This window comes from Streptomyces griseoluteus (assembly GCF_004784465.1).
Taxonomy (GTDB): domain Bacteria; phylum Actinomycetota; class Actinomycetes; order Streptomycetales; family Streptomycetaceae; genus Streptomyces; species Streptomyces griseoluteus.
Genome location: NZ_SRRU01000002.1, coordinates 282,278 through 300,973, shown reverse-complemented (window position 1 = coordinate 300,973; position 18,696 = coordinate 282,278). Strand labels below are relative to the sequence as shown.

The window sequence follows — 18,696 nt, the reverse complement described above, 5'->3', positions numbered from 1 at the left end:
GGGCGGTTCTGTTTCACCAGGTCAGCGTCGCCGCAATCGGCAGGTGGTCGCTTCCCGTGCCGGGGAGGGTCCAGGAACGGTTGGCCTCCAGCCCCCGGTACAGGATCTGGTCGATGCGGGCCATCGGGAAGGTGGCCGGCCAGGTGAAGCCGAAGCCGGTGCCGGAGGTTCGCTGGGTCGAGTTCAGGTGGGCGCGGAGACCGTTGAAGGCGCGGTCGTCCCAGGTGCCGTTCAGGTCGGCCAGGAGGAGGAGCCGGGGACTGGGGTCGGCGGTGACGGCCTTCGTCAGGGCGGCGGCGCCGATGTCGCGGCTGGCGGTCCAGAAGCCGGTGCGGGGCATGAGGCGGACGGAGCCGAGGTGGGCCACGTAGACCGCCACGGGACCGTCCGGGGTGGTGACCGTGGTGTGCAGGGCCCGGTTCCCGGGGAGCTTCGCGGCGGCCGACTTGGTGGCGGCCAGCGGGCCGTAGTTCACGATGTCGATGGGGTGGGCGGCCGACAGGGGGAGCTTGCTCCAGAGGCCGACGGTGCCGAGGATCGCGTGGTACGGGTACGTCGACACCAGCGCTTTCTCGTACGACGGGGCTGTCTGCGGGGTCAGTTCCTCCAAGGCCAGGAGGTCGGCGCCGGAGGCGGCCAGGGTGTGGGCGGCGGCGGTCGGGTCCGGGTTGGTGGCGCCGACGTTGTGGGTGGCCACGGTGAGGTCGCCGCCCGGGCGGGACTTGTCGTGGAGCAGGCCGCCGAAGAGGGTCGTCCAGACCACGGCCGGCAGCAGGAGCGCGGTCACGGCGGAGAGGGAGCGGCGCCGGCATGCGGCGGCCAGGAGGACCGGGACGAATACGCCGAGCCACGGCAGGACGTTCTCCATCAGGCTTCCCAGGCCCGCGTGATCCGTGATCGTCGCGTGCAGCAGCAGGAGCAGGCCGAGCAGCAGCGCCAGCGCCGTCAGCACCGGGCCGCGCTTCCAGGGCTCCGGGCGGGCACAGGCGCGGAGCGCGTTTCGCATCATGCGCCCAGCCAAGAGGGCCCGGTGTTGCGGGGGCGTATGCGGTTTCCGATACGCGGACGATACGTACCACCTCGTAGCCTCGACGGCATGCGTGTGCTGATCGTCGAGGACGAGCCCTATCTGGCGGAGGCCGTCCGGGACGGGCTGCGCCTGGAAGCGATCGCGGCGGACATCGCGGGCGACGGGGACACCGCGCTGGAGCTGCTGGGGATCAACGCGTACGACATCGCCGTGCTCGACCGGGACGTCCCCGGCCCCTCCGGCGACGAGGTCGCGCGGCGGATCGTCGCCTCCGGCAGCGGGATGCCGATCCTCATGCTCACCGCGGCCGACCGGCTGGACGACAAGGCGTCCGGCTTCGGGCTCGGCGCCGACGACTACCTCACCAAGCCCTTCGACCTGCGCGAACTCGTGCTCAGGCTGAGGGCGCTGGACCGCAGGCGGGCCCATCACCGGCCGCCCGTACGGGAGATCGCGGGGCTGCGGCTCGACCCGTTCCGCAGGGAGGTCCAGCGGGACGGGCGCCATGTCGCGCTGACCAGGAAGCAGTTCGCGGTGCTGGAGGTGCTGGTCGCCGCCGAGGGCGGGGTGGTCGGCGCGGAGGAACTCCTGGAGCGGGCGTGGGACGCGAACGCCGACCCGTTCACCAACGCCGTACGTATCACCGTCTCCGCCCTGCGCAAGCGGCTCGGCGAGCCCTGGCTCATCGCCACCGTGCCGGGGGTCGGGTACCGCATCGACGCCGGGAGCGGGCGTGGTTAGGGCGCCGGGGCCGAGCGTCCGCCTCCGGCTCACCCTCAGCTACGCGGGCTTCCTCATGCTCGCGGGCGCCCTGCTGCTCGCCGCGGTATGGCTGTTCCTGCTGCGGTACGTGCCCGAGCGGGCGCTCATCGTGCCCTCGGGCACGCCGGTCAGGTACGACGTCTTCCCGGTCCGGTCCAACCTGCTACGCGTCTTCGCGCCCCGCGCGGCCGGGGTACTGGCGTTCCTGCTGGTCTTCGGTCTGGTCGGCGGGTGGTTCCTGGCGGGCCGCATGCTCGCGCCGCTGAGCCGCGTCACGGAGGCGACCCGCAAGGCCGCGGACGGTTCTCTCTCTCACCGCATCCGGCTGCCGGGACGGAGGGACGAGTTCCGCGAACTGGCCGACGCCTTCGACACGATGCTGGCCCGGCTCGACGCGCACGTGGCCGGGCAGCGGCGCTTCGCGGCCAACGCCTCGCACGAGCTGCGCACCCCGCTGGCGATCTCCAAGGCCCTGCTGGACGTGGCCCGCACCGACCCGGAGCGCGACACCGCCGAGCTCCTCGACCGCCTCCACGCCGTCAACGCCCGCGCGATCGACCTCACCGAGGCGCTGCTCCTGGTCAGCCGGGCCGAGCAGGGGTCCTTCGAGCGGGAGGACGTCGACCTGTCCCTGCTGGCGGAGGAGGCCACGGAGACGCTGCTGCCGCTTGCCGAGAAGCACGGCATCACCATCGAGAACTCGGGCGGGATCGCACCCACGGCGGGCTCGGCGGCGCTGCTGCTCCAGCTCACCATGAACCTCGTACACAATGCGATCGTGCACAACGTGCCTGGTCGGGGCCGGGTGTGGGTCCGTACGGCCGTCCGCCCCGACGCCGTGACGCTCACCGTGGAGAACACCGGCGAGCACCTCTCCCCCGAGCTGGCCGCGACGCTCACCGAGCCGTTCCGGCGCGGTACCGAGCGTGTGCACACCGACCACATGGGGGCCGGGCTCGGCCTGGCGATCGTGAAGACCATCGCCCACGCGCACGACGGCACCCTGACGCTCACCCCGCGCCCCTCGGGCGGGCTCCGGATCACGGTGGAACTGCCGGTGAGCGGCACCGGATGACGAGGAGGGCCGCCACCCCGGCCGGGGTGGCGGCCCTCTGCTGTCACTCTGTCGTGATCGTCAGGGGACGACGATCACCACGACGCCGCCGTTGTTGTAGCCGTACCCGGGGCCGAAGCCGTTGTTGAAGCCGTAGCCGGGACCGTAACCGTAGCCGTAGCCGCCGTAACCGCAGTTGCCCCACCAGCCGCAGCCGCGATTGGTCGGCACCTGGGCCGTGGTGGCCGAGGCCGTGCCGGTGGTGGCGATGGCTCCGCCTGCTGCCAGGAGGAGACCGGCGGCGGATGCCGCGACGAGGCGCTTGGCGCGGTGTGCATTCATGGACGTACCTTCCTTCCACCCCGCGTGCAATGCGACACTGCACGGTTCGGATGGCCGCGCACTCGGTGTGGGAGTCCGCGCGGTCGGTGGGCTGGCCGCCTTCGGTCGGCCGGGACGACGCTGCAGCGCGTCCCGCTCTGGGCACTCTCCCGATGCTAGGTGAGCACCTCTCGGTCGGCATCCGGAGCCGGAAAGGGTGCAACCTTTTCCGCCGCTCGCGCTTCCTACTCTCGGGGGATCATGGACCCCGTCTCCGGGAAGGGTTGCGTGACATGGCCGAGCAGGACGACTGGCAGCGGGAGTTCGACATCGGATGGGCGGACTCCGCCGAACACAAGGAGCCCTCCGCCCGGGCCCGCATGCTGGCGGCCCGCTGGAAGGAGAATCCCCCGGCCCCGCTGCCCTTCCGCGCCGACCCGACCCCGGTCCGCGGCTCCCGCCGAAGCTCATGGGTGTCGACGGTGGTGGTCCTGGGGTGCGTGGCCGCGGTGATCGTGCTGCTGGGGTGGGCGCAGATGAGGTCGCCCTATTAACGGCAGGGACCCGGCTCAGTGGCTGGAGCTGGACCGGCGGGCGCGGGCCGACTGGGGGCCGGAGCAGCGGGGTGAGCGCCGTACCCCGCTCAGCGCCCTCTGCCACCGCGACGGCCGGGTCCGGTACCGGGCCCTGGCCGAGGCCGCCGGGCACCCCGAGCTGTTCCCGCTGGTCGTCGTCCGGTGCGCCGACTGGGCCGAGCCGGTACGAAGCCGCGCCCGCGACGTGCTCGCCGAGATCCTCGACGCCGGGACGGCGCTGACCCTCGCCCCGATGATCCTTCGCGTCGCCGACCGGTACTGGGGTGACCACGCCCTCGGCCTGCTCGACGGCGTACTCCGTCAGGCACCCCGCGAACGGCTGGTCCCACTGCTGGTCTGCGGCGACCGCGCGGTACGCAGGTTCGCGTACCGCATGGCCGTCGAGGAGGGCAGCCTCTCCCCCGTGGAGCTGGCCCGCGCCGCCGCCGAGGACGAGGACGCGGTGATCCAGGGTCGGTGCGCCGAGGCCGCGCTGGCCGACGGTGCCCGTGCGGAGGTGGTGGAGATCCTGCTCGGCGGCCGGAATCCGCAGGCCAGGTCGGCCGGGGTGACCGCGCTGCGGCGGCTCGGGCGCGCGGAGCGGGCCGTGGAGTTCCTGGCCGACCGCTCGGCCCTGGTGCGGGCCTGCGCGCGGTACGTCGTACGGCAGCACGGCGTCGACCCCCTGCCCTGGTACCGGGCGCGCTGCGCGGAACCGGACGTGCGGCCCGGCGCCGCGATCGGGCTCGCGGAGTGCGGTGAGCGGGCGGACGCGCCGCTGCTGTGGGCGCTGCTGGAGCACCCGGCGCCGGGGGTACGGGCCCGGGCGGTGGCCGGACTGCGGACGCTCGACGCGGCGGACGTACGACGGCTGCGGCCGCTGCTGGACGATCCGGCGCCCGGCGTGGTCGGCGAGGCCACGCTCGCCCTGCTGCCGTCGGCCCGCGCGCTGCCCGAGGAGTGGCTGCTGTCCCGGCTGGACGCCGGGCGGCCCCGCTGGGAGCGGGTGTCGGCGTGGCGGCTGCTCGACGCGCACGGTGATGTCGTACGGCTCCGGGCGGCCGTGCCGCTGCTCGGTGACGCGGACGTACGGCTGCGGACGTGGGCCGACCATGCCGTCCGGCGGTTCGTGCGCCGGGAGCCCCGCGCGTGGTGGGGTCCGGAGGTCGTGGCGCTGGTCGAGCGGGCCGGGGCGGTGGGCCGGTGAAGCGGGGGAAGCCTTTGCCGCCGGCGGCCACCGGCATGGGCAACGCCGGGTGCACACTGGATCTGCGGGGGAGAGGTCGAGTATGGGGTGATGCGGGATGCGGAGCCGATTTCGCAGTGACCGTCGGCTGACCGTGCGGATGACGGTCACCATGTTTCTGCTCGGGCTGCTGTACGTGGCGTTCGTCGCCGCGCTGATCGTGCTGCTGAAGTCGTGGGTCCTGGTCGCGGTGCTGGTGGCCGTGATGTTCGTGGCCCAGTTCTGGTTCTCCGACAAGATCGCCATGTTCGCGATGCGCGGGCATGTGGTGGAGCGGGAGCAGTATCCCGAGCTGCACGCGGTGGTGGACCGGCTGTGCGCGATCGCGGACATGCCGAAGCCGGTGATCGCCGTGTCCGAGCTGGACATGCCGAACGCGTTCGCCACCGGCCGGAACCCCGGTCACGCGGTGGTCTGTGTGACCACCGGCCTGCTGCGGCGGCTGGAGCCGGCCGAGCTGGAGGGTGTGCTGGCGCACGAGCTGTCGCACGTGGCGCACAAGGACGTCGCCGTGATCACGATCGCGTCGTTCCTGGGCGTGATCGCCGGGCTGATCGTCCGGTTCATGTTCTACTCGCAGCTCTTCGGCGGTGGCCGGCGCGACCAGAACACCGCCGCGATCTTCGCCGCGGTGATCGGGGTCTCGGCGGCCGTGTACGCGATCAGCTTCCTGCTGATCCGGGCGCTGTCCCGGTACCGCGAGCTGGCCGCCGACCGCGCGGCCGCGCATCTGACCGGCCGCCCCTCGGCGCTGGCGTCGGCGCTGACGAAGGTGTCCGGCGAGATCGCCCGTATCCCGACCAAGGATCTGCGCACCGCGCAGGCGTTCAACGCGTTCTACTTCACCCCCGCGACCGGCAAGGAGCCGGGCATCGAGCGGATCTTCTCCACCCACCCGCCCCTGGAGCAGCGGCTCGCCCAGCTGGGCCGGATCTCCGCGGAGCTGGGCGAGGCCGCCGCCCCCGAGAAGACGGGCTGATCATTGGGTCTGCTGGACATCCTGCTGGGGCGTACGAAGCCGGTGGCGCCCGATCTCGATCAGCTCTTCGCGCTGCCCTCGGCGGCGATCACCCTCCAGGCGGCGGCCGGGTTCACCCCGACCGGCGCGGGGGCGGTGTGCTTCGCGACGGTGGAGGGCGCCGCGTTCGAGCAGACGCACCGGGAGGTACGGGCGCTGCTGGACGCCGACGCGGAGCGCGAGGGGCCGCCGGTGGAGCTGACCCAGGACGACTACGGGTACTCCTGGCTCAGCTCCCACCGCTCCCCCGAGCAGCTCCCCGAGCTGGTGAACGACCTCCACGCGGTGAACAGCTCGCTGGAGGCCAACGGTTTCGGCCCCCAACTGCTGTGCTCCCTCGCCGCTTTCGAGCGGGCGGACCAGGACGACGACCGCCGGCTGGCCCTGGTGTACCTCTACAAGCGAGGCACCTTCTACCCGCTGTGCACCCGCCCCGGCCACCAGCGCCGTGACAACGCCCTGGAGCTTCAGGTGGCGTCGGCGCTGGAGGGGGACCTGCGGATCGAGAAGGACACATCCCGGTGGTTCCCGCTGTGGGACGCGCCGGGGATGACGGGCTAGCGGCTCTTCTCCCGCTGCTGCCGCCGTGCCTCGTGGGGACGCTCCCGGCGGTAGCGCCGCTCCCACTTGGCCTGCCGGTCACGGCGGTCGCGGTAGGCGCGGTACGTCTCCGGGGGCGGGCCCCCTCCGGGCGGCGGGGGTGGTGGTGGCGAGCCACGGCCGCCCCTGAGGTACAGGCAGAGCAGGGCGACGGCGGCGAGCCAGTAGAGGTGGTTACCGATGCCGAGGACGGCCAGAGTGAGAGTGGCGGCGACGATGAGAACGCTCATGACGGAACCTCCTGGCGATTCAACGTACCGGCGCGGCTACTGTGAGTGCATCTCCTTTTCCGGATTCGGTTACTGTGAGTAAACATCAGGGCACGACTCAACTGCCATACCCTGTGCACGAGTTCACCGTCGACTGCGACGGCGAGCGCCTGAGCGCGGTACGCGCGGGAGACCCCGGCGCAGGCCCCACCGCCGTACTGCTCCACGGCGCGGGCACCGGCAGCAAGGAACGGCTGCTGCCCCTGTTGCCGGCCTTCGCCGAGCGGGGCTGCCACGCCCTGGCCTTCGACTTCTCCGGCCACGGCCGCAGCACGGGCCACCTGTCCGACCTCAGCCTGCGCCGCCGCTTCGAGCAGGCGGTCGCGGTGATCGACGCCCACGCCGGAGCCGGCCCCCTCGTCCTGGCCGGCTTCAGCATGAGCGGCCAGACGGTGGCGGACCTGGTACGGCACTACGGACGCCGGGTGGCCTCGGTGGGCCTGTGCGCACCGGGGGTGTTCGCGGCGGCCGCGTGGGACGAGCCGTTCGGCGACGGTACGGGCGCCTTCACCGAAATCCTCCGCACACCGCACAGCTGGCGGGACTCGCCCGCCCTGCCGGCCCTCCGCGCCTTCGAGGGCAGGGCGGTCCTGGTGACACCGGGCACGGACACGGTCATCCCGGCAGAGGTGACGAAGGCGATCGAGGAGGCACTGTGCGCGCGGGGGCAGTACTTCCGGCTCGAACTTCCGCAGGCTGAGCACCAGTTGGGACTGTGGCTCCGGGATTGCCCGGAGGGCGGGCGCGGGTTGGCGAAGGAACTGCTCAAGGGGCTGGAAGAGGGGGGCTGGTCGGCAACCCGACGCTGGCTGGCGCAAGCGGTGCCCGAGGGGCGCGCAGTGCACGCCTCCCGTCCACTGACCGGTGGCTGGTCGGCGCAGATGCGGGAGCTGACCCTGGACGACGGCACCAGTCTGGTCCTGCGCACCTTCGTGAAACCCTTCTTCCGACGGCACGCCCCTCGCATGCTGGCGCGGGAGGCAGCGGTACTGACGCTGCTGGCCGAACGGAACGACGTCCCAGCCCCCACCTTGGTCGCAGTGGACGGGGAAGCAGCCGATTGCGACCATCCGTCCCTGCTAATGACACGGCTGCCGGGCAGGGTGCGCGTGGACGGGGAGGAACTGCCCCGGCGGCTCGACCTGCTCGCCACGCAACTGGTGCGCATTCACGAGGTCGTAGCGCGACCGCGGGACCGGCCCCGCACCTACGAGGCATGGACCTCGGCCGAGCGTGTGCGCGCCCCGGAGGGAGAGGTGTGGGAGCGGGCGGTGTACCTGATCCGGCGTGATCCCCCGCCGTACGAGGGCCGCTTTTTGCACCGGGACTACCACCCCGGCAACGTGCTCTACACGGGGAAGGGCGACCACCTGCGGATCAGCGGCGTCGTGGACTGGGTGGAGACTTCCTGGGGCCCCGCCGACCTCGATGTCGCCCACTGCTCGACGGCCGTGGCCCTGCTGCACGGCCCCGAGGAAGGGCTTGCCTTCCGGGACCGGTACGAACGGGCGGGCGGCCACGGGCTCACGCCGGACCGGCATCACCTGTACTGGTGCCTGCTGGACGCTCTGGCTTACGCCCCCGACGCCGCCAAACTGGCCGGTCCATGGCGTGAGTTGGGCCGGACAGACCTGACCGCCGAGGAACTGGGCGCACGGTTGGAATCGTATGTACGAGGACTACTGGAACGCTACGACGACTGACCGGAGCCGGGCGCCCCTCGGGGGCGCCCGGGGGGTGGGGTCAGTGGAGCAGGGCGCGGACCATGCGGCAGGTCGTGGCGGACGGGGGGTGGACGCCTAGCCTGTCGGCGGTGTCGCGTATCGCCTCGTCGCGGGCCTGGGCCGGGAGGTAGACGCCCGAGTCGAGCAGGGCTATGGCGAGGCGCATGGCCTTCAGGCGGCGGTTGTGCGTCACGTACCACTCACGCGGCTGCCCGGCGGGCAGCGGACGCTTCATGGCGGGCGTGTACGGCGAGTCGAGCGGCACGGGCCGCCTGGCGGTGGACTGGGTCGGCGACGGCTTGTTCCTCAGAGCGGCAACGGACACGGACACCCTCCTGTGGCGAGCGGAGCACCCACCGGAACCCCCCGGCGAATCCTCTCGAACACTGCCCCCAGTCTACCGGCGGCCACTGACAACGGGGAGGGCGCGAAGGAGCATTGAATGCGCTGGTGGGACGGGGAATTGGCGTACTGTCACACGAGTGGCGCGAGGGGACCAGGAATTCGAACAGGCCGAGCGGCGCGTACCGTACCCGCATGGAGATCTGGATCAACCCCGCCTGTTCCAAGTGCCGTGGCGCGCTCGACGTGCTGGATGCCGAGGGAGCCGGGTACACCGTGCGGCGGTATCTGGAGGACGTGCCGAGCGCGGAGGAGATCCGGGAGTTGCTCGGGCGGCTCGGGCTGGAGCCGTGGGACATCGCCCGGACCGGGGAGGGTGTCGCCGGGGAGCTGGGGATGCGCCAGTGGGCGCGGGACGCGGAGACGCGGGAGCGCTGGATCTCCGCGCTCGTCGAGCATCCCGTACTGATCCAGCGGCCGATCATCACCGCCGAGGACGGGACGGCGCTGGTGGCGCGGTCGGAGGAGGCGGTGCGGGACGCGCTGGGGCGGGGCGGGCCAACTGCCGTATGACGTAGCTCACTTATCCGACGCGTGTCACCGTTGAGACACGGCGGCCGGGCCTCCCGTACATAGCGGCGTACGCTCCCCTACCCCCCTGGAGGCGCCGATGTCGCGCAGTAGAAGTCTCGGCACCAAGAAGAAGATCGCGCTGCTCGTCAGCGCCGCCGCGGTGGCGGGCGGTGGGGCCTTCGCCCTGGCGACCACCTCGAACGCGGCGCAGAGCCCGCAGGACGCCAAGACCCTGTCGTCCGCCGCGGACTCGACCGTGTGCCAGGGGTTCGCCACCGCCCTCGGTAACAACCAGAAGTTCATCGAGGGCCAGAAGGCGAACCCGGACGCGCAGTCCTCGGCCCGGATCGCCAACCGTGAGGCGGTCATCGAGCAGATCAAGGTCCAGCAGAAGGCCGCCGGCTGCACCGTTGGGGAGTCGGCTCAGGACTCCCAGGCGGGCAACCAGCAGGGCGCGGGCCAGCAGGCCGGTGGCGGGCAGCAGGCCGGTGGCGGGCAGAGCGCTCCGCCCGCCCAGAGCGCCCCGCCCGCGCAGGGCAACGGCGGTGGCGCCGCCGCCTCCGGCCAGCAGGTCTGCAACGGCTCCACCGTCACCCTCTCCGGCGAGGGCGGCGCCCCGGCCGCGTCCAGCAACCAGTTCCCGATCGGGACCACGCTGAAGGTCACCAACCTGGACAACAACAAGTCCACGACCGTCAAGGTCGCCTCGGTGTCCGGCAGTTGTGCCCTCCTCAACAACGCGGCCTTCGAGCAGGTCCGGGAGCCGGGCAAGTTCCTGATCCGCCGTGCCGTGATCGAGAAGGTGGGGTGAGGCGCCACGAGGTGAACGGAAACCGGTGAGACGACGGCCCGGACCGACCTGACGTCGGCTCCGGGTCGCTCCCCGGTCTCCCACACCCCGCACCCCGCACCGACGGGCGGGGTCCGTGACTCGCCGCCTTGCGCACCCACCCGCGCAGGAGGAACAGGCGGCGCCCCCGGACCCCGCCTCCGTCATGTCCGGCCACGGTGAGCCGCGACACAGAACCCCTAGGTAACACGGGGTTCACATACGGGCAATGATCGGGAAATCGGCTGTTGGCACGCTGCCGGACATATCGACGCGGTGTCCGTGCCGCGGCGTCGCGGCACCTCGTCTGCGCCCGAACCACCCCGAAGGATGTGTCCCCGTGACCTTCAAGGCCGAGTACATCTGGATCGACGGCACCCAGCCGACGGCCAAGCTCCGTTCCAAGACGAAGATCATCACGGGTGCCCCGGCCGGTCTCGACGCGCTTCCGGTCTGGGGCTTCGACGGCTCCTCCACCAACCAGGCCGAGGGCCACGCCTCCGACCGGGTGCTCAGGCCGGTCTTCACCTGCCCGGACCCGATCCGCGGCGGCGACGACATCCTGGTGCTGTGCGAGGTCCTCGACATCGACATGACGCCGCACAGGTCCAACACCCGTGCCGCGCTCGCCGAGGCCGAGGAGCGCTTCGGCGCCCAGGAGCCGATCTTCGGCATCGAGCAGGAGTACACCTTCTTCGACGGCACCCGCCCGCTCGGCTTCCCGGAGAACGGCTTCCCGGCCCCCCAGGGCGGCTACTACTGCGGTGTCGGCGCCGACGAGATCTTCGGCCGTGACGTCGTCGAGGCCCACCTGGACAACTGCCTCAAGGCCGGTCTCGGCATCTCCGGCATCAACGCCGAGGTCATGCCCGGCCAGTGGGAGTTCCAGGTCGGCCCGCTCGCCCCGCTGGAGGTCTCCGACCAGCTCTGGGTGGCCCGCTGGCTGCTGTACCGCACCGCCGAGGACTTCGGCATCTCCGCCACCCTGGACCCCAAGCCGGTCAAGGGCGACTGGAACGGCGCGGGCGCGCACACCAACTTCTCCACCAAGGCCATGCGCGAGGGTTACGACGCGATCATCACCGCCTGCGAGTCGCTCGGCGAGGGCTCCAAGCCGCTGGATCACGTCAAGAACTACGGCGCCGGCATCGACGACCGCCTCACCGGCCTGCACGAGACAGCCCCGTGGAACGAGTACAGCTACGGCGTCTCCGACCGCGGTGCCTCGGTCCGCATCCCGTGGCAGGTCGAGAAGGACGGTAAGGGCTACATCGAGGACCGCCGTCCCAACGCCAACGTCGACCCGTACGTGGTGACGCGTCTGCTGGTGGACACCTGCTGCGCCGCGCTGGAGAAGGCCGGCCAGGTCTGATCCCGCATGCCGGGAAGGGGCGCCCGCCGAACCGGTGGGCGCCCCTTCGGCGTACCCCCGGCCGGCAGCGCGTTTCGGCCAAGAAGGCGTCGAGGAGGCGTCCAAGGAGTGAGAGAAGGCTCCTGCGCGGCGCCCGCGTCTGCTTCAATGGGGCCATGGTCGGCATCCAGAACTTCGTAGCTACGGGTCGTGAGGACCTGGAGCCGTTCTGGCCTTCCCGTCAGCACGACGACTTCGACCGAGTGTGTTGCCGCGCGGCCACCGCGCGAGCCCTCTGAGCACCGTAGATCCCTGAGCGCCGTACACCACCGGCACCACGGACTACCCGGCCTCCGGCCAGCGCGTCACGACGAACGTCCCCCAGGCGTGCGCCCGACCACAGTCAGGGACGCCGCCTCGCCCGACGACACTCCTCGCGCGAAAGAGCTGACCTCTCATGGCGACCCACCGTCCTCAGTCCACCGCCACCACCCTCACCGACCGCCCCGCCGCCCCGGCCGGGGGGCCCCGGCACCGGCTGCGCGCCGTCGACCGGGACGAGGAGTGGCATCTGCCCTCCCCCGGCGTCGCGGAGACCGTGGCGGACCTGCTGCCGCCCGGCGCCACCTGGCTGCCCGCCCCGCCGCACACCCTGCCCGACCTCCCCGGCCGCCCGCCGATGGTCGGCTACCTGGTCCTGGTCCCCGCCGACCAGCGCCCGCCCTTCGCCCCGGTGGCCGTCCCCGCCCCGGCCGAGCCCGCCCCCGAGCCGGTGGTGCGGATCGACGCCGTACGCCGGATCGCCCATGTGAACGGCCGTGAACTCGACCTGACCTACCTGGAGTTCGAGTTGCTCGCCCATCTGGTGGCGCACCCGCACCGGGTGCACACCCGCGACCAGCTGGTCACCACTGTCTGGGGATACGGCCATGTCGGCGACGGCCGTACCGTCGACGTGCACATCGCCCGGCTGCGCCGGAAGCTGGGTGCCCAGTACCGGCACGCCATCCAGACCGTGCGCCGGGTCGGCTACAAGTACACGCCCCCGTCGGCCGGTTGAGCCGATCTGCTCTGAGCGGACGCGCGTGCCGCCCGCGTCCGCTCCGGGCATGATCCCCGGCATGAAGCTACTCGTGCTGGGCGGAACCGAGTTCGTGGGCCGGGCCGTTGTGGAGGCCGCGCTGGAGCGGGGCTGGGAGGTGACCGCGTTCAACCGCGGCAACCGCCAGCCCCCGCCGGACGTCAGGTCGTTGCACGGTGACCGCACCTCCCCCGAGGGTCTGGCCGCGCTCACCGCCGACGACACCCGCTGGGACGCCGTCGTGGACACCTGGGCGGGCGCGCCGAAGACCGTGCTGGACACGGCCCGCCTCCTGAAGGACCGCGTCGAGCGGTACGCCTACATATCCACCCGCTCCGTCTACACCTGGCCCTGGCCCACCCTGGGCGGCCTCGCCGAGGAGGGCCCCCTGGTGGAGGGCGCCGCCGACGCGGACGCCACCGACTACGCGGCCGACAAGCGGGGCGGCGAGCTGGCCGTCCTGGACACCTTCGGCCCCGACCGCGCCCTGCTGGTCCGGGCCGGCCTGATCCTCGGCCCGTACGAGAACGTCGGCCGGCTCCCCTACTGGCTGACCCGGATCGCGCGCGGCGGCGAGGTGCTGGCACCGGGTCCGCGCGACATGCCGATCCAGTACATCGACGCCCGCGACCTGGCCGACTGGCTGCTGAGCGCGCTGGACAAGGGGCTGAACGGGCCGTACGACCTGGCGAGCGCGCCGGGCCACACCACCATGGGCGAGCTGCTGGAGCGGTGCCGGGAGGTCACCGGCTCGGCCGCCGGGCTGCGCTGGACCGACCCCGCGACGATCCTCGCGGCCGGGATCGAGCCGTGGACCGAGCTGCCCGTCTGGGCGCCGCCGGACGGCGAGCTGGCCTGTGTGCACCGGGGGGACGTCTCGCGGGCGCTGGCCACCGGGCTGCGCTGCCGGCCGGTGGACGAGACGGTCGCCGACACCTGGCGCTGGCTCACCTCGATCGGTGGGCAGGTGCCCTTGCGGCCGGGCCGCAAGGCGCCGGGTGTCGATCCGGAGAAGGAGGCGGCCGCACTCGCAGCGAATTCCAACTCCCGCAGTTCAGAAGGCATTTCACCCGTCGAACGCGGGTAGACCTGGGAAATATTTGTGAGACCGGTGAACACCTCTGGGGCGGCGTGCGTATGGAAGGGCGCCGCTTCACTCCTGTCGGGCGCCTCGAAGCTGCCCCGCAAGGAAGTCAGAGGAGTTCCATGGGACGCAACATACGTAAACGCCGCTCGCCGCTGGCCGTGAAGGTCACCGCCGCATCGGCGGCCCTAGCGCTCGGCGGGGGCGGGCTGATCTGGGCGAACTTCTACGCCTCGGCTCACGAGTCGAACAATGACGCGTGGGGAGGCAATCGCACCAAGGCCACGTCCGCGCAGGTCGCCACGATCTCCTGCCCGGACGTCGGCCAGAAGCTGACCAACGTGCCGGACAAGGCCCGTACCGACGTCGCCGGTGAACTGTCCAACCTGGACCGGCAGATCACCGAGGCCTACCAGCGCCTGGCGACCACGCGGGACGCGCAGACCCGGGACGCGAGCTTCGTCCAGAACAGCATCCTGCAGCCGCTCAAGGAGCGCCGCCAGAACATCCTGGACCGGATCAAGCTGGAGATCACCCGCGTGGGCGGCACCGCCCCGGGTGACCTGGACACGCTGGCCAACTGCACCGGCACCCCGGCCGACCAGACCAACGCCGGCGGCCAGCAGGGCGGCCAGACCGGCGGTCAGCAGCAGGGCGGCCAGCAGCAGGGCGGCGGCCAGAACAACGGTGGCCAGCAGCAGGGTGGCGGTCAGCAGCAGGGCGGCCAGGGCAACGGCGGTCAGCAGGGCGGCAACATCGGCGGCCAGGCCGGCAACGGCCCCGTCGCGGCCGACTTCGTCGACATCACCAAGGCCCAGCCGAACGTGCAGGCCAAGCCGCGCCAGACCGGCAACGCCTCGCGGGGCACCTTCACCACGCGCTGCGGCGTCAACACCAACAAGAACCACAACACCGACAACGTCATCGTGGCGCCCGGTGTGAAGAACGGCGCGCACCACCTGCACGACTACGTCGGCAACCAGAAGATCGACGCGTTCGCCAGCAACGACACGTTCCTCCAGGGCGGTTCGAGCTGCCAGAACAAGAACGACCTGTCGTCGTACTACTGGCCGGTCGTCCGCGTCCAGGACGGTTCGCAGGACTTCGACCAGAACAACGACGGCGGCGGCAAGGAGGGCAACGTCGGCAAGATCCTGACGCCGGTCCAGGCGCAGATCAAGTACGTCGGCAGCCCCACCGGCAAGGTCGTGGCGATGCCGCAGTTCCTGCGGATCATCACCGGTGACGCGAAGACCACCACCAACGGTCTGGCCAACGCCAACGCGCACTGGAGCTGCACCGGGTTCGAGAACAAGGTCCAGCTCACCGAGCAGTACCCGATCTGCCCCCAGGGCAGCAAGGTCGTCCGTTCCTTCGCCTTCCAGAGCTGCTGGGACGGCCAGAACGCCGACAGCGCCAACCACCGCACCCACGTGGCGTTCGCCGACGCCAATGGCAACTGCCAGAACGGCTTCAAGGCCATTCCGCAGCTCACCATGCGGCTGGTGTACGACATCAAGCCGCCCACCATCGAGAACGGCCAGGTGAAGAACGCCTACGCGGTGGACGGTTTCCCGGAGCAGCTCCACAAGCCCTCCACCGACCACGACGACTTCATCGCCATCACGAAGAACGGTCTCGCCAACAAGATCGCCAACTGTGTGAACCGCGGCCAGAACTGCTCGTGATCCACGGCAGGTGATCCACAGCTCGTGATCCTCTGAAGACCCCCCCTCCTCAGGGGATCACGACAGAAGGCCGGTGACGGGAGGCTTCCCGTCACCGGCCTTCGCCGTGTGCCCACCGCGTCAGCCGGAGTGCTTCGCCCCGTGCCCGCTGTGGTCGGTGCCCACCTCCACCTCGCCGCCGAGCGTGCCGCGCAGGGCGTTGACCACGCCGTCGTCGCCCACCGCGACCCACTTGCGGCCGACGAGGTAGTGACCGCCGTAGTCCTTCGCGTCGTTGATCCACTCGCGCTGGCCCCGGTCGGTGGCGAAGGTGGCCAGGACGAACTTTCCGTCGGCGTTCTTGCAGAGCGCCTGGCGGATCTCGTCGGCGTCGGTCTGCATGTCCGGGCGGCACTTCACCTCGGCGGCCAGGCTCTCCAGACTGCCGGTCGCGGTGGCCGGCACCTTGGCGGTGTCGTCCTGGTCCGCGCCGCAGCCCGCCAGCGTCAGCACCACGGCGCCCACGAGCACCGCGCTGGTCATCCTCATCCGTTCCTCCGGTCCTGGTGGGATCGGGCATCCCGCACCCGAGCCCTCGCAACGGGTACGGCTGCGAGGCCGGACATGCTCAAATACCTCGATCCGTACGCCCGGTGCCTGCCAGAGTGGTCCGATGGGCCAAGACTGGGAAGAGCGGGTGGCGGCCGCCTGGGCCACCTGGGACACCTGGCCGGAGGACGACGCGGCGGGCTTCCGTGCCGTGATCGACAAGCTGGCCGACGAGTTGCCCGAGGACCACCCGCTGGGCCTGTTCGAGCGGGCCTGCGCCTTCGACTCGACCGGTCACTCGGCCGAGGCGGTGGGGCTGTACCGCGCGGCCCTGGACAACGGCCTGACGGAGGCGAACCCGTACAAGGCCCGCCGGACGAAGATCCAGCTGGCCAGCTCGCTCCGCAACATCGGTCACGCGGAGGAGGGTGTCGCTCTGCTCACCCCCGAACTGGACGCGCCCCCGGACGAGTTGAACGACGCGGTACGGGCTTGTCTGGCGCTGTGCCTGTCCAGCCTGGGCCGGGACCGCGAGGGGCTCTCGCTGGTGCTCGGCGCGCTGGCCCCCCATCTCCCCCGCTATCAGCGGTCGATGGCGAACTACGCCCGTCTGCTGACCGAACCGGCCTGATCGGGGCCGCACATCACCCGTGCGGCGGTGACCTACGCCCGTCTCGCTCGTTCTCCCCGATGTGCAGTCACAGGAAGTAGCCCAGCGTCACGCACCCGCCTCCTCCCGGAACCAGGACCCGGCCGTCGACGTCGGCCGGGCCGAGGCCGCGCTCGTCGAGCACTATCCCCGGCTGGTCCGGCTCGCCTACCTGGTGCTCCCGCCCGCTCTCGGCCGGAAGCGCCGGGTCCTGACCGCACACGCCCTCGCCCAGCGCGCCCTCCCGCGCGGCCGCAAGCAGCGCGCCCTGATCCCGGCCCAGTCGGCCGGCCGGGACGGCGACCCCGGCTACGACTTCGTCCGGCTCCGGGTGCTGCGCAGCGCGCTGGAGGCGTCCGAGCCGCGCAAGGGACTCCCCAAGCTGTCCCAGCTCCCGGCTCCGCTCCCCCAGGTGTGGGGCCTCAGACTCTTCCCGCGCTCCGGCGGCGCCGACGAACTCGCCCTGGACCAGAAGCTGTCGGCCCTCCCCGGCCCGGCTCGCGCCGCCTATGTCCTGCGCGGCCTGGAGGGGCTGGCGGACGACGACGTGCGCAAGATCCTCAAGGCCGCCGGGGTCACCCGCACCGAGTCCGCGCTGGCCGGGGCGAACGGCGTGCCCGCGCAGTACGCGCTGCTCGCCTCCCCCGAGTTCGACGCCTGCTCGCTCCAGGCCCGGCCCACCGATCTGATGCGCCGCCGCCAGCACACCAAGGCGGCGGTGGCCGCGGCCGCCGCGCTCGCGGTGGCCTGTGTACTGGTCGCGCTGCCCGGCGGCGGCTGGGGCCCGGACGGCGCCGCGGCCCCCGCGTACGCGGAGAACCCGGCCGCGGTGGCCGCGCTCGACCCCGCCAAGGTGCGGCGGGTGGCCCCGGCCGCGTGGCGGACCTCGGCCCGTACCGACTTCTCCGTCTGGCCCGCGCGCGGCCCGCTCACCGGCGACGACGGCCTGCTGCGCCGGGCGCTGGCGGTCTGGGCCCGCCCCGGCGCCACGGTCCGCGTCTCGGCCACCCCCGGCACCTTCACCGGCGGCCCCGCCGGACCGCCCCAGCTCCTGTACGCGGGCGATGTGGACGCGGCCCGCGTGGTGATCCTCTACGACGGTCTGCGCATCGCCCGCTACGCCGAGCCGAGGGACGGCACCGAGGGCGCGGCCCTCGACTTCGCCCGCGTGGACGGCGCGACCGGCGCCGAGGCGAGCGCGCTGGTGCTCGGCCGCTCCGACGGCAACGTCCGCTATCTGACCGCCCCTTGGGTGAAGAAGGCCGCCGGGCGGGACCTGACCAGGCCGGAGTCGGCGCCGACCGCGCTCACCCTGACCGACGGGGTCACCTCCCCGCTGGACAGCCCCGCGCTGCGGGCGGGCGACTGCACCTCCTGGACCGTGCTCCAGCTGACGGACGGCTCCGGCACCCAGCTCTCCAGCGACCTGGGCGAGCTGGTGCCCGCCCACCTCACCGCGGGCCGGCCGGGGTCGACCGGTGAGGCTACCGGGGCCGAAGGGCTGCGCGCCTGGGCGCCGTTCGCCTGCTCGCTGGCGGCCGAGCGGGCGGCCGGAGTGCGCGGGGTGAACGCGTGGGCGTTCGCCGAGCAGCCGCTGCCGGACGCGAGCGGCGACGGGCAATGGGTGTGCACGCGGGCCGAGACCTGGCGCGGCGACGGCACGGCCGCGCTGGCCCAGTTCCGTACGCCGGGCGGCCCGGCCGGGGCGGTGGTGGCCAGGGGCACCGACACCACGGCGTGCGGGCCGCGCGATCCGCACGTGCTGGCCGGGGTGCTGTGGAAGTCAAGCGGCGGCCACTGGTACCTGCTGGCGGCGGGCAGCCGGGGCGTGACCTCGATCCGGTCCTCGGGCGGGGTGACCGCGTCCGGCCAGGGCCAGTTGCTGGTGGCGAAGGCGGAGCGGGGTGCCCGGGCGCAGTTGACGGGCACCCTGGAGGGCGGCCGGAAGATCAACGGGCTGCACTGACCGGCA

20 protein-coding genes are annotated in these 18,696 nt (G+C 72.2%); 15 read left to right on the top strand and 5 right to left on the bottom strand.

Going from position 1 to position 18,696, the window contains the following annotated elements:
- Positions 1-13: 13 nt before the first annotated feature.
- Positions 14-1,006, bottom strand: a complete 993-nt coding sequence (locus E5082_RS06830; protein ID WP_167514013.1) for an endonuclease/exonuclease/phosphatase family protein — start codon at positions 1,004-1,006, stop codon at positions 14-16.
- Between the two features lie 90 nt (positions 1,007-1,096).
- Here E5082_RS06830 and E5082_RS06825 point away from each other — a divergent pair, with 90 nt between their 5' ends.
- Positions 1,097-1,771 (top strand): response regulator transcription factor, encoded by a 675-nt coding sequence (locus tag E5082_RS06825; protein WP_135790372.1) that lies wholly within the window; start codon positions 1,097-1,099, stop codon positions 1,769-1,771.
- Positions 1,764-2,867 (top strand): sensor histidine kinase, encoded by a 1,104-nt coding sequence (locus tag E5082_RS06820; RefSeq protein WP_135790371.1) that lies wholly within the window; start codon positions 1,764-1,766, stop codon positions 2,865-2,867. Before E5082_RS06825 ends, E5082_RS06820 begins: the two co-directional genes overlap by 8 nt.
- A gap of 60 nt (positions 2,868-2,927) precedes the next feature.
- On the opposite strand, the gene E5082_RS06815 is transcribed toward E5082_RS06820, so the two are convergent.
- Positions 2,928-3,188 carry a hypothetical protein gene (locus E5082_RS06815; protein ID WP_135790370.1) on the bottom strand — a complete coding sequence of 87 codons (261 nt, stop codon included), beginning with the start codon at positions 3,186-3,188 and terminating at the stop codon, positions 2,928-2,930.
- Positions 3,189-3,460: 272 nt separating this feature from the next.
- Between E5082_RS06815 and E5082_RS06810 the strand changes: the two genes are divergently transcribed.
- The 4 genes from E5082_RS06810 (at position 3,461) to pspAB (ending at position 6,567) form a co-directional block, all read left to right on the top strand.
- Complete coding sequence (locus tag E5082_RS06810) at positions 3,461-3,721, top strand: SCO2583/SCO2584 N-terminal domain-containing protein (protein WP_135790369.1); 261 nt, start codon at positions 3,461-3,463, stop codon at positions 3,719-3,721.
- A 226-nt stretch (positions 3,722-3,947) separates the two neighbouring features.
- Complete coding sequence (locus tag E5082_RS06805; protein ID WP_373309986.1) at positions 3,948-4,949, top strand: HEAT repeat domain-containing protein; 1,002 nt, start codon at positions 3,948-3,950, stop codon at positions 4,947-4,949.
- A gap of 97 nt (positions 4,950-5,046) precedes the next feature.
- The gene (gene htpX, locus E5082_RS06800; protein WP_135790367.1) at positions 5,047-5,967 is read left to right on the top strand and encodes a zinc metalloprotease HtpX; all 921 of its coding nucleotides are present in this window, start codon (positions 5,047-5,049) and stop codon (positions 5,965-5,967) included.
- A gap of 3 nt (positions 5,968-5,970) precedes the next feature.
- Entirely contained in the window at positions 5,971-6,567 is a 597-nt protein-coding gene (gene pspAB, locus E5082_RS06795) for a PspA-associated protein PspAB (protein WP_135790366.1), read from the top strand.
- Here pspAB and E5082_RS06790 read toward each other — a convergent pair.
- On the bottom strand, positions 6,564-6,836 hold the full coding sequence (locus E5082_RS06790) for a hypothetical protein (protein WP_135790365.1): 273 nt from the start codon (positions 6,834-6,836) through the stop codon (positions 6,564-6,566). The two genes, pspAB and E5082_RS06790, sit on opposite strands and share 4 nt — an antisense overlap.
- Positions 6,837-6,949: 113 nt before the next feature.
- Between E5082_RS06790 and E5082_RS06785 the strand changes: the two genes are divergently transcribed.
- On the top strand, positions 6,950-8,578 hold the full coding sequence (locus E5082_RS06785) for an alpha/beta fold hydrolase (protein ID WP_135790364.1): 1,629 nt from the start codon (positions 6,950-6,952) through the stop codon (positions 8,576-8,578).
- Between the two features lie 40 nt (positions 8,579-8,618).
- On the opposite strand, the gene E5082_RS06780 is transcribed toward E5082_RS06785, so the two are convergent.
- On the bottom strand, positions 8,619-8,924 hold the full coding sequence (locus E5082_RS06780) for a hypothetical protein (RefSeq protein ID WP_135790363.1): 306 nt from the start codon (positions 8,922-8,924) through the stop codon (positions 8,619-8,621).
- Between the two features lie 212 nt (positions 8,925-9,136).
- On the opposite strand from E5082_RS06780, the gene E5082_RS06775 reads away from it, so the two are divergent.
- The 6 genes from E5082_RS06775 to E5082_RS06750 all read left to right on the top strand — a co-directional run bounded on the left by E5082_RS06775 (position 9,137) and on the right by E5082_RS06750 (position 15,547).
- Complete coding sequence (locus E5082_RS06775; RefSeq protein WP_135790362.1) at positions 9,137-9,514, top strand: ArsC/Spx/MgsR family protein; 378 nt, start codon at positions 9,137-9,139, stop codon at positions 9,512-9,514.
- Positions 9,515-9,611: 97 nt separating this feature from the next.
- A complete protein-coding gene (locus E5082_RS06770) occupies positions 9,612-10,325 on the top strand; it encodes an RlpA-like double-psi beta-barrel domain-containing protein (protein ID WP_135790361.1) in 714 nt (237 codons plus the stop codon).
- Positions 10,326-10,683: 358 nt separating this feature from the next.
- Positions 10,684-11,715, top strand: coding sequence for a glutamine synthetase (gene glnII / locus E5082_RS06765; protein WP_135790360.1), 1,032 nt, complete (start codon positions 10,684-10,686; stop codon positions 11,713-11,715).
- A gap of 436 nt (positions 11,716-12,151) precedes the next feature.
- Positions 12,152-12,754 carry a winged helix-turn-helix domain-containing protein gene (locus tag E5082_RS06760; RefSeq protein ID WP_135790359.1) on the top strand — a complete coding sequence of 201 codons (603 nt, stop codon included), beginning with the start codon at positions 12,152-12,154 and terminating at the stop codon, positions 12,752-12,754.
- A gap of 61 nt (positions 12,755-12,815) precedes the next feature.
- Positions 12,816-13,862, top strand: coding sequence for an NAD-dependent epimerase/dehydratase family protein (locus tag E5082_RS06755; RefSeq protein ID WP_135790358.1), 1,047 nt, complete (start codon positions 12,816-12,818; stop codon positions 13,860-13,862).
- A gap of 119 nt (positions 13,863-13,981) precedes the next feature.
- The gene (locus E5082_RS06750; protein ID WP_135790357.1) at positions 13,982-15,547 is read left to right on the top strand and encodes a DUF1996 domain-containing protein; all 1,566 of its coding nucleotides are present in this window, start codon (positions 13,982-13,984) and stop codon (positions 15,545-15,547) included.
- 120 nt (positions 15,548-15,667) lie between these two features.
- Here E5082_RS06750 and E5082_RS06745 read toward each other — a convergent pair whose 3' ends face one another.
- Positions 15,668-16,075 carry a hypothetical protein gene (locus E5082_RS06745; protein ID WP_190045179.1) on the bottom strand — a complete coding sequence of 136 codons (408 nt, stop codon included), beginning with the start codon at positions 16,073-16,075 and terminating at the stop codon, positions 15,668-15,670.
- 124 nt (positions 16,076-16,199) lie between these two features.
- Here E5082_RS06745 and E5082_RS06740 point away from each other — a divergent pair, with 124 nt between their 5' ends.
- Together E5082_RS06740 and E5082_RS06735 are read left to right on the top strand one after the other, a co-directional pair.
- Positions 16,200-16,706, top strand: coding sequence for a tetratricopeptide repeat protein (locus E5082_RS06740; RefSeq protein ID WP_135790355.1), 507 nt, complete (start codon positions 16,200-16,202; stop codon positions 16,704-16,706).
- 61 nt (positions 16,707-16,767) lie between these two features.
- Positions 16,768-18,690, top strand: a complete 1,923-nt coding sequence (locus E5082_RS06735) for a hypothetical protein (RefSeq protein WP_135790354.1) — start codon at positions 16,768-16,770, stop codon at positions 18,688-18,690.
- Positions 18,691-18,696 lie beyond the last annotated feature (6 nt).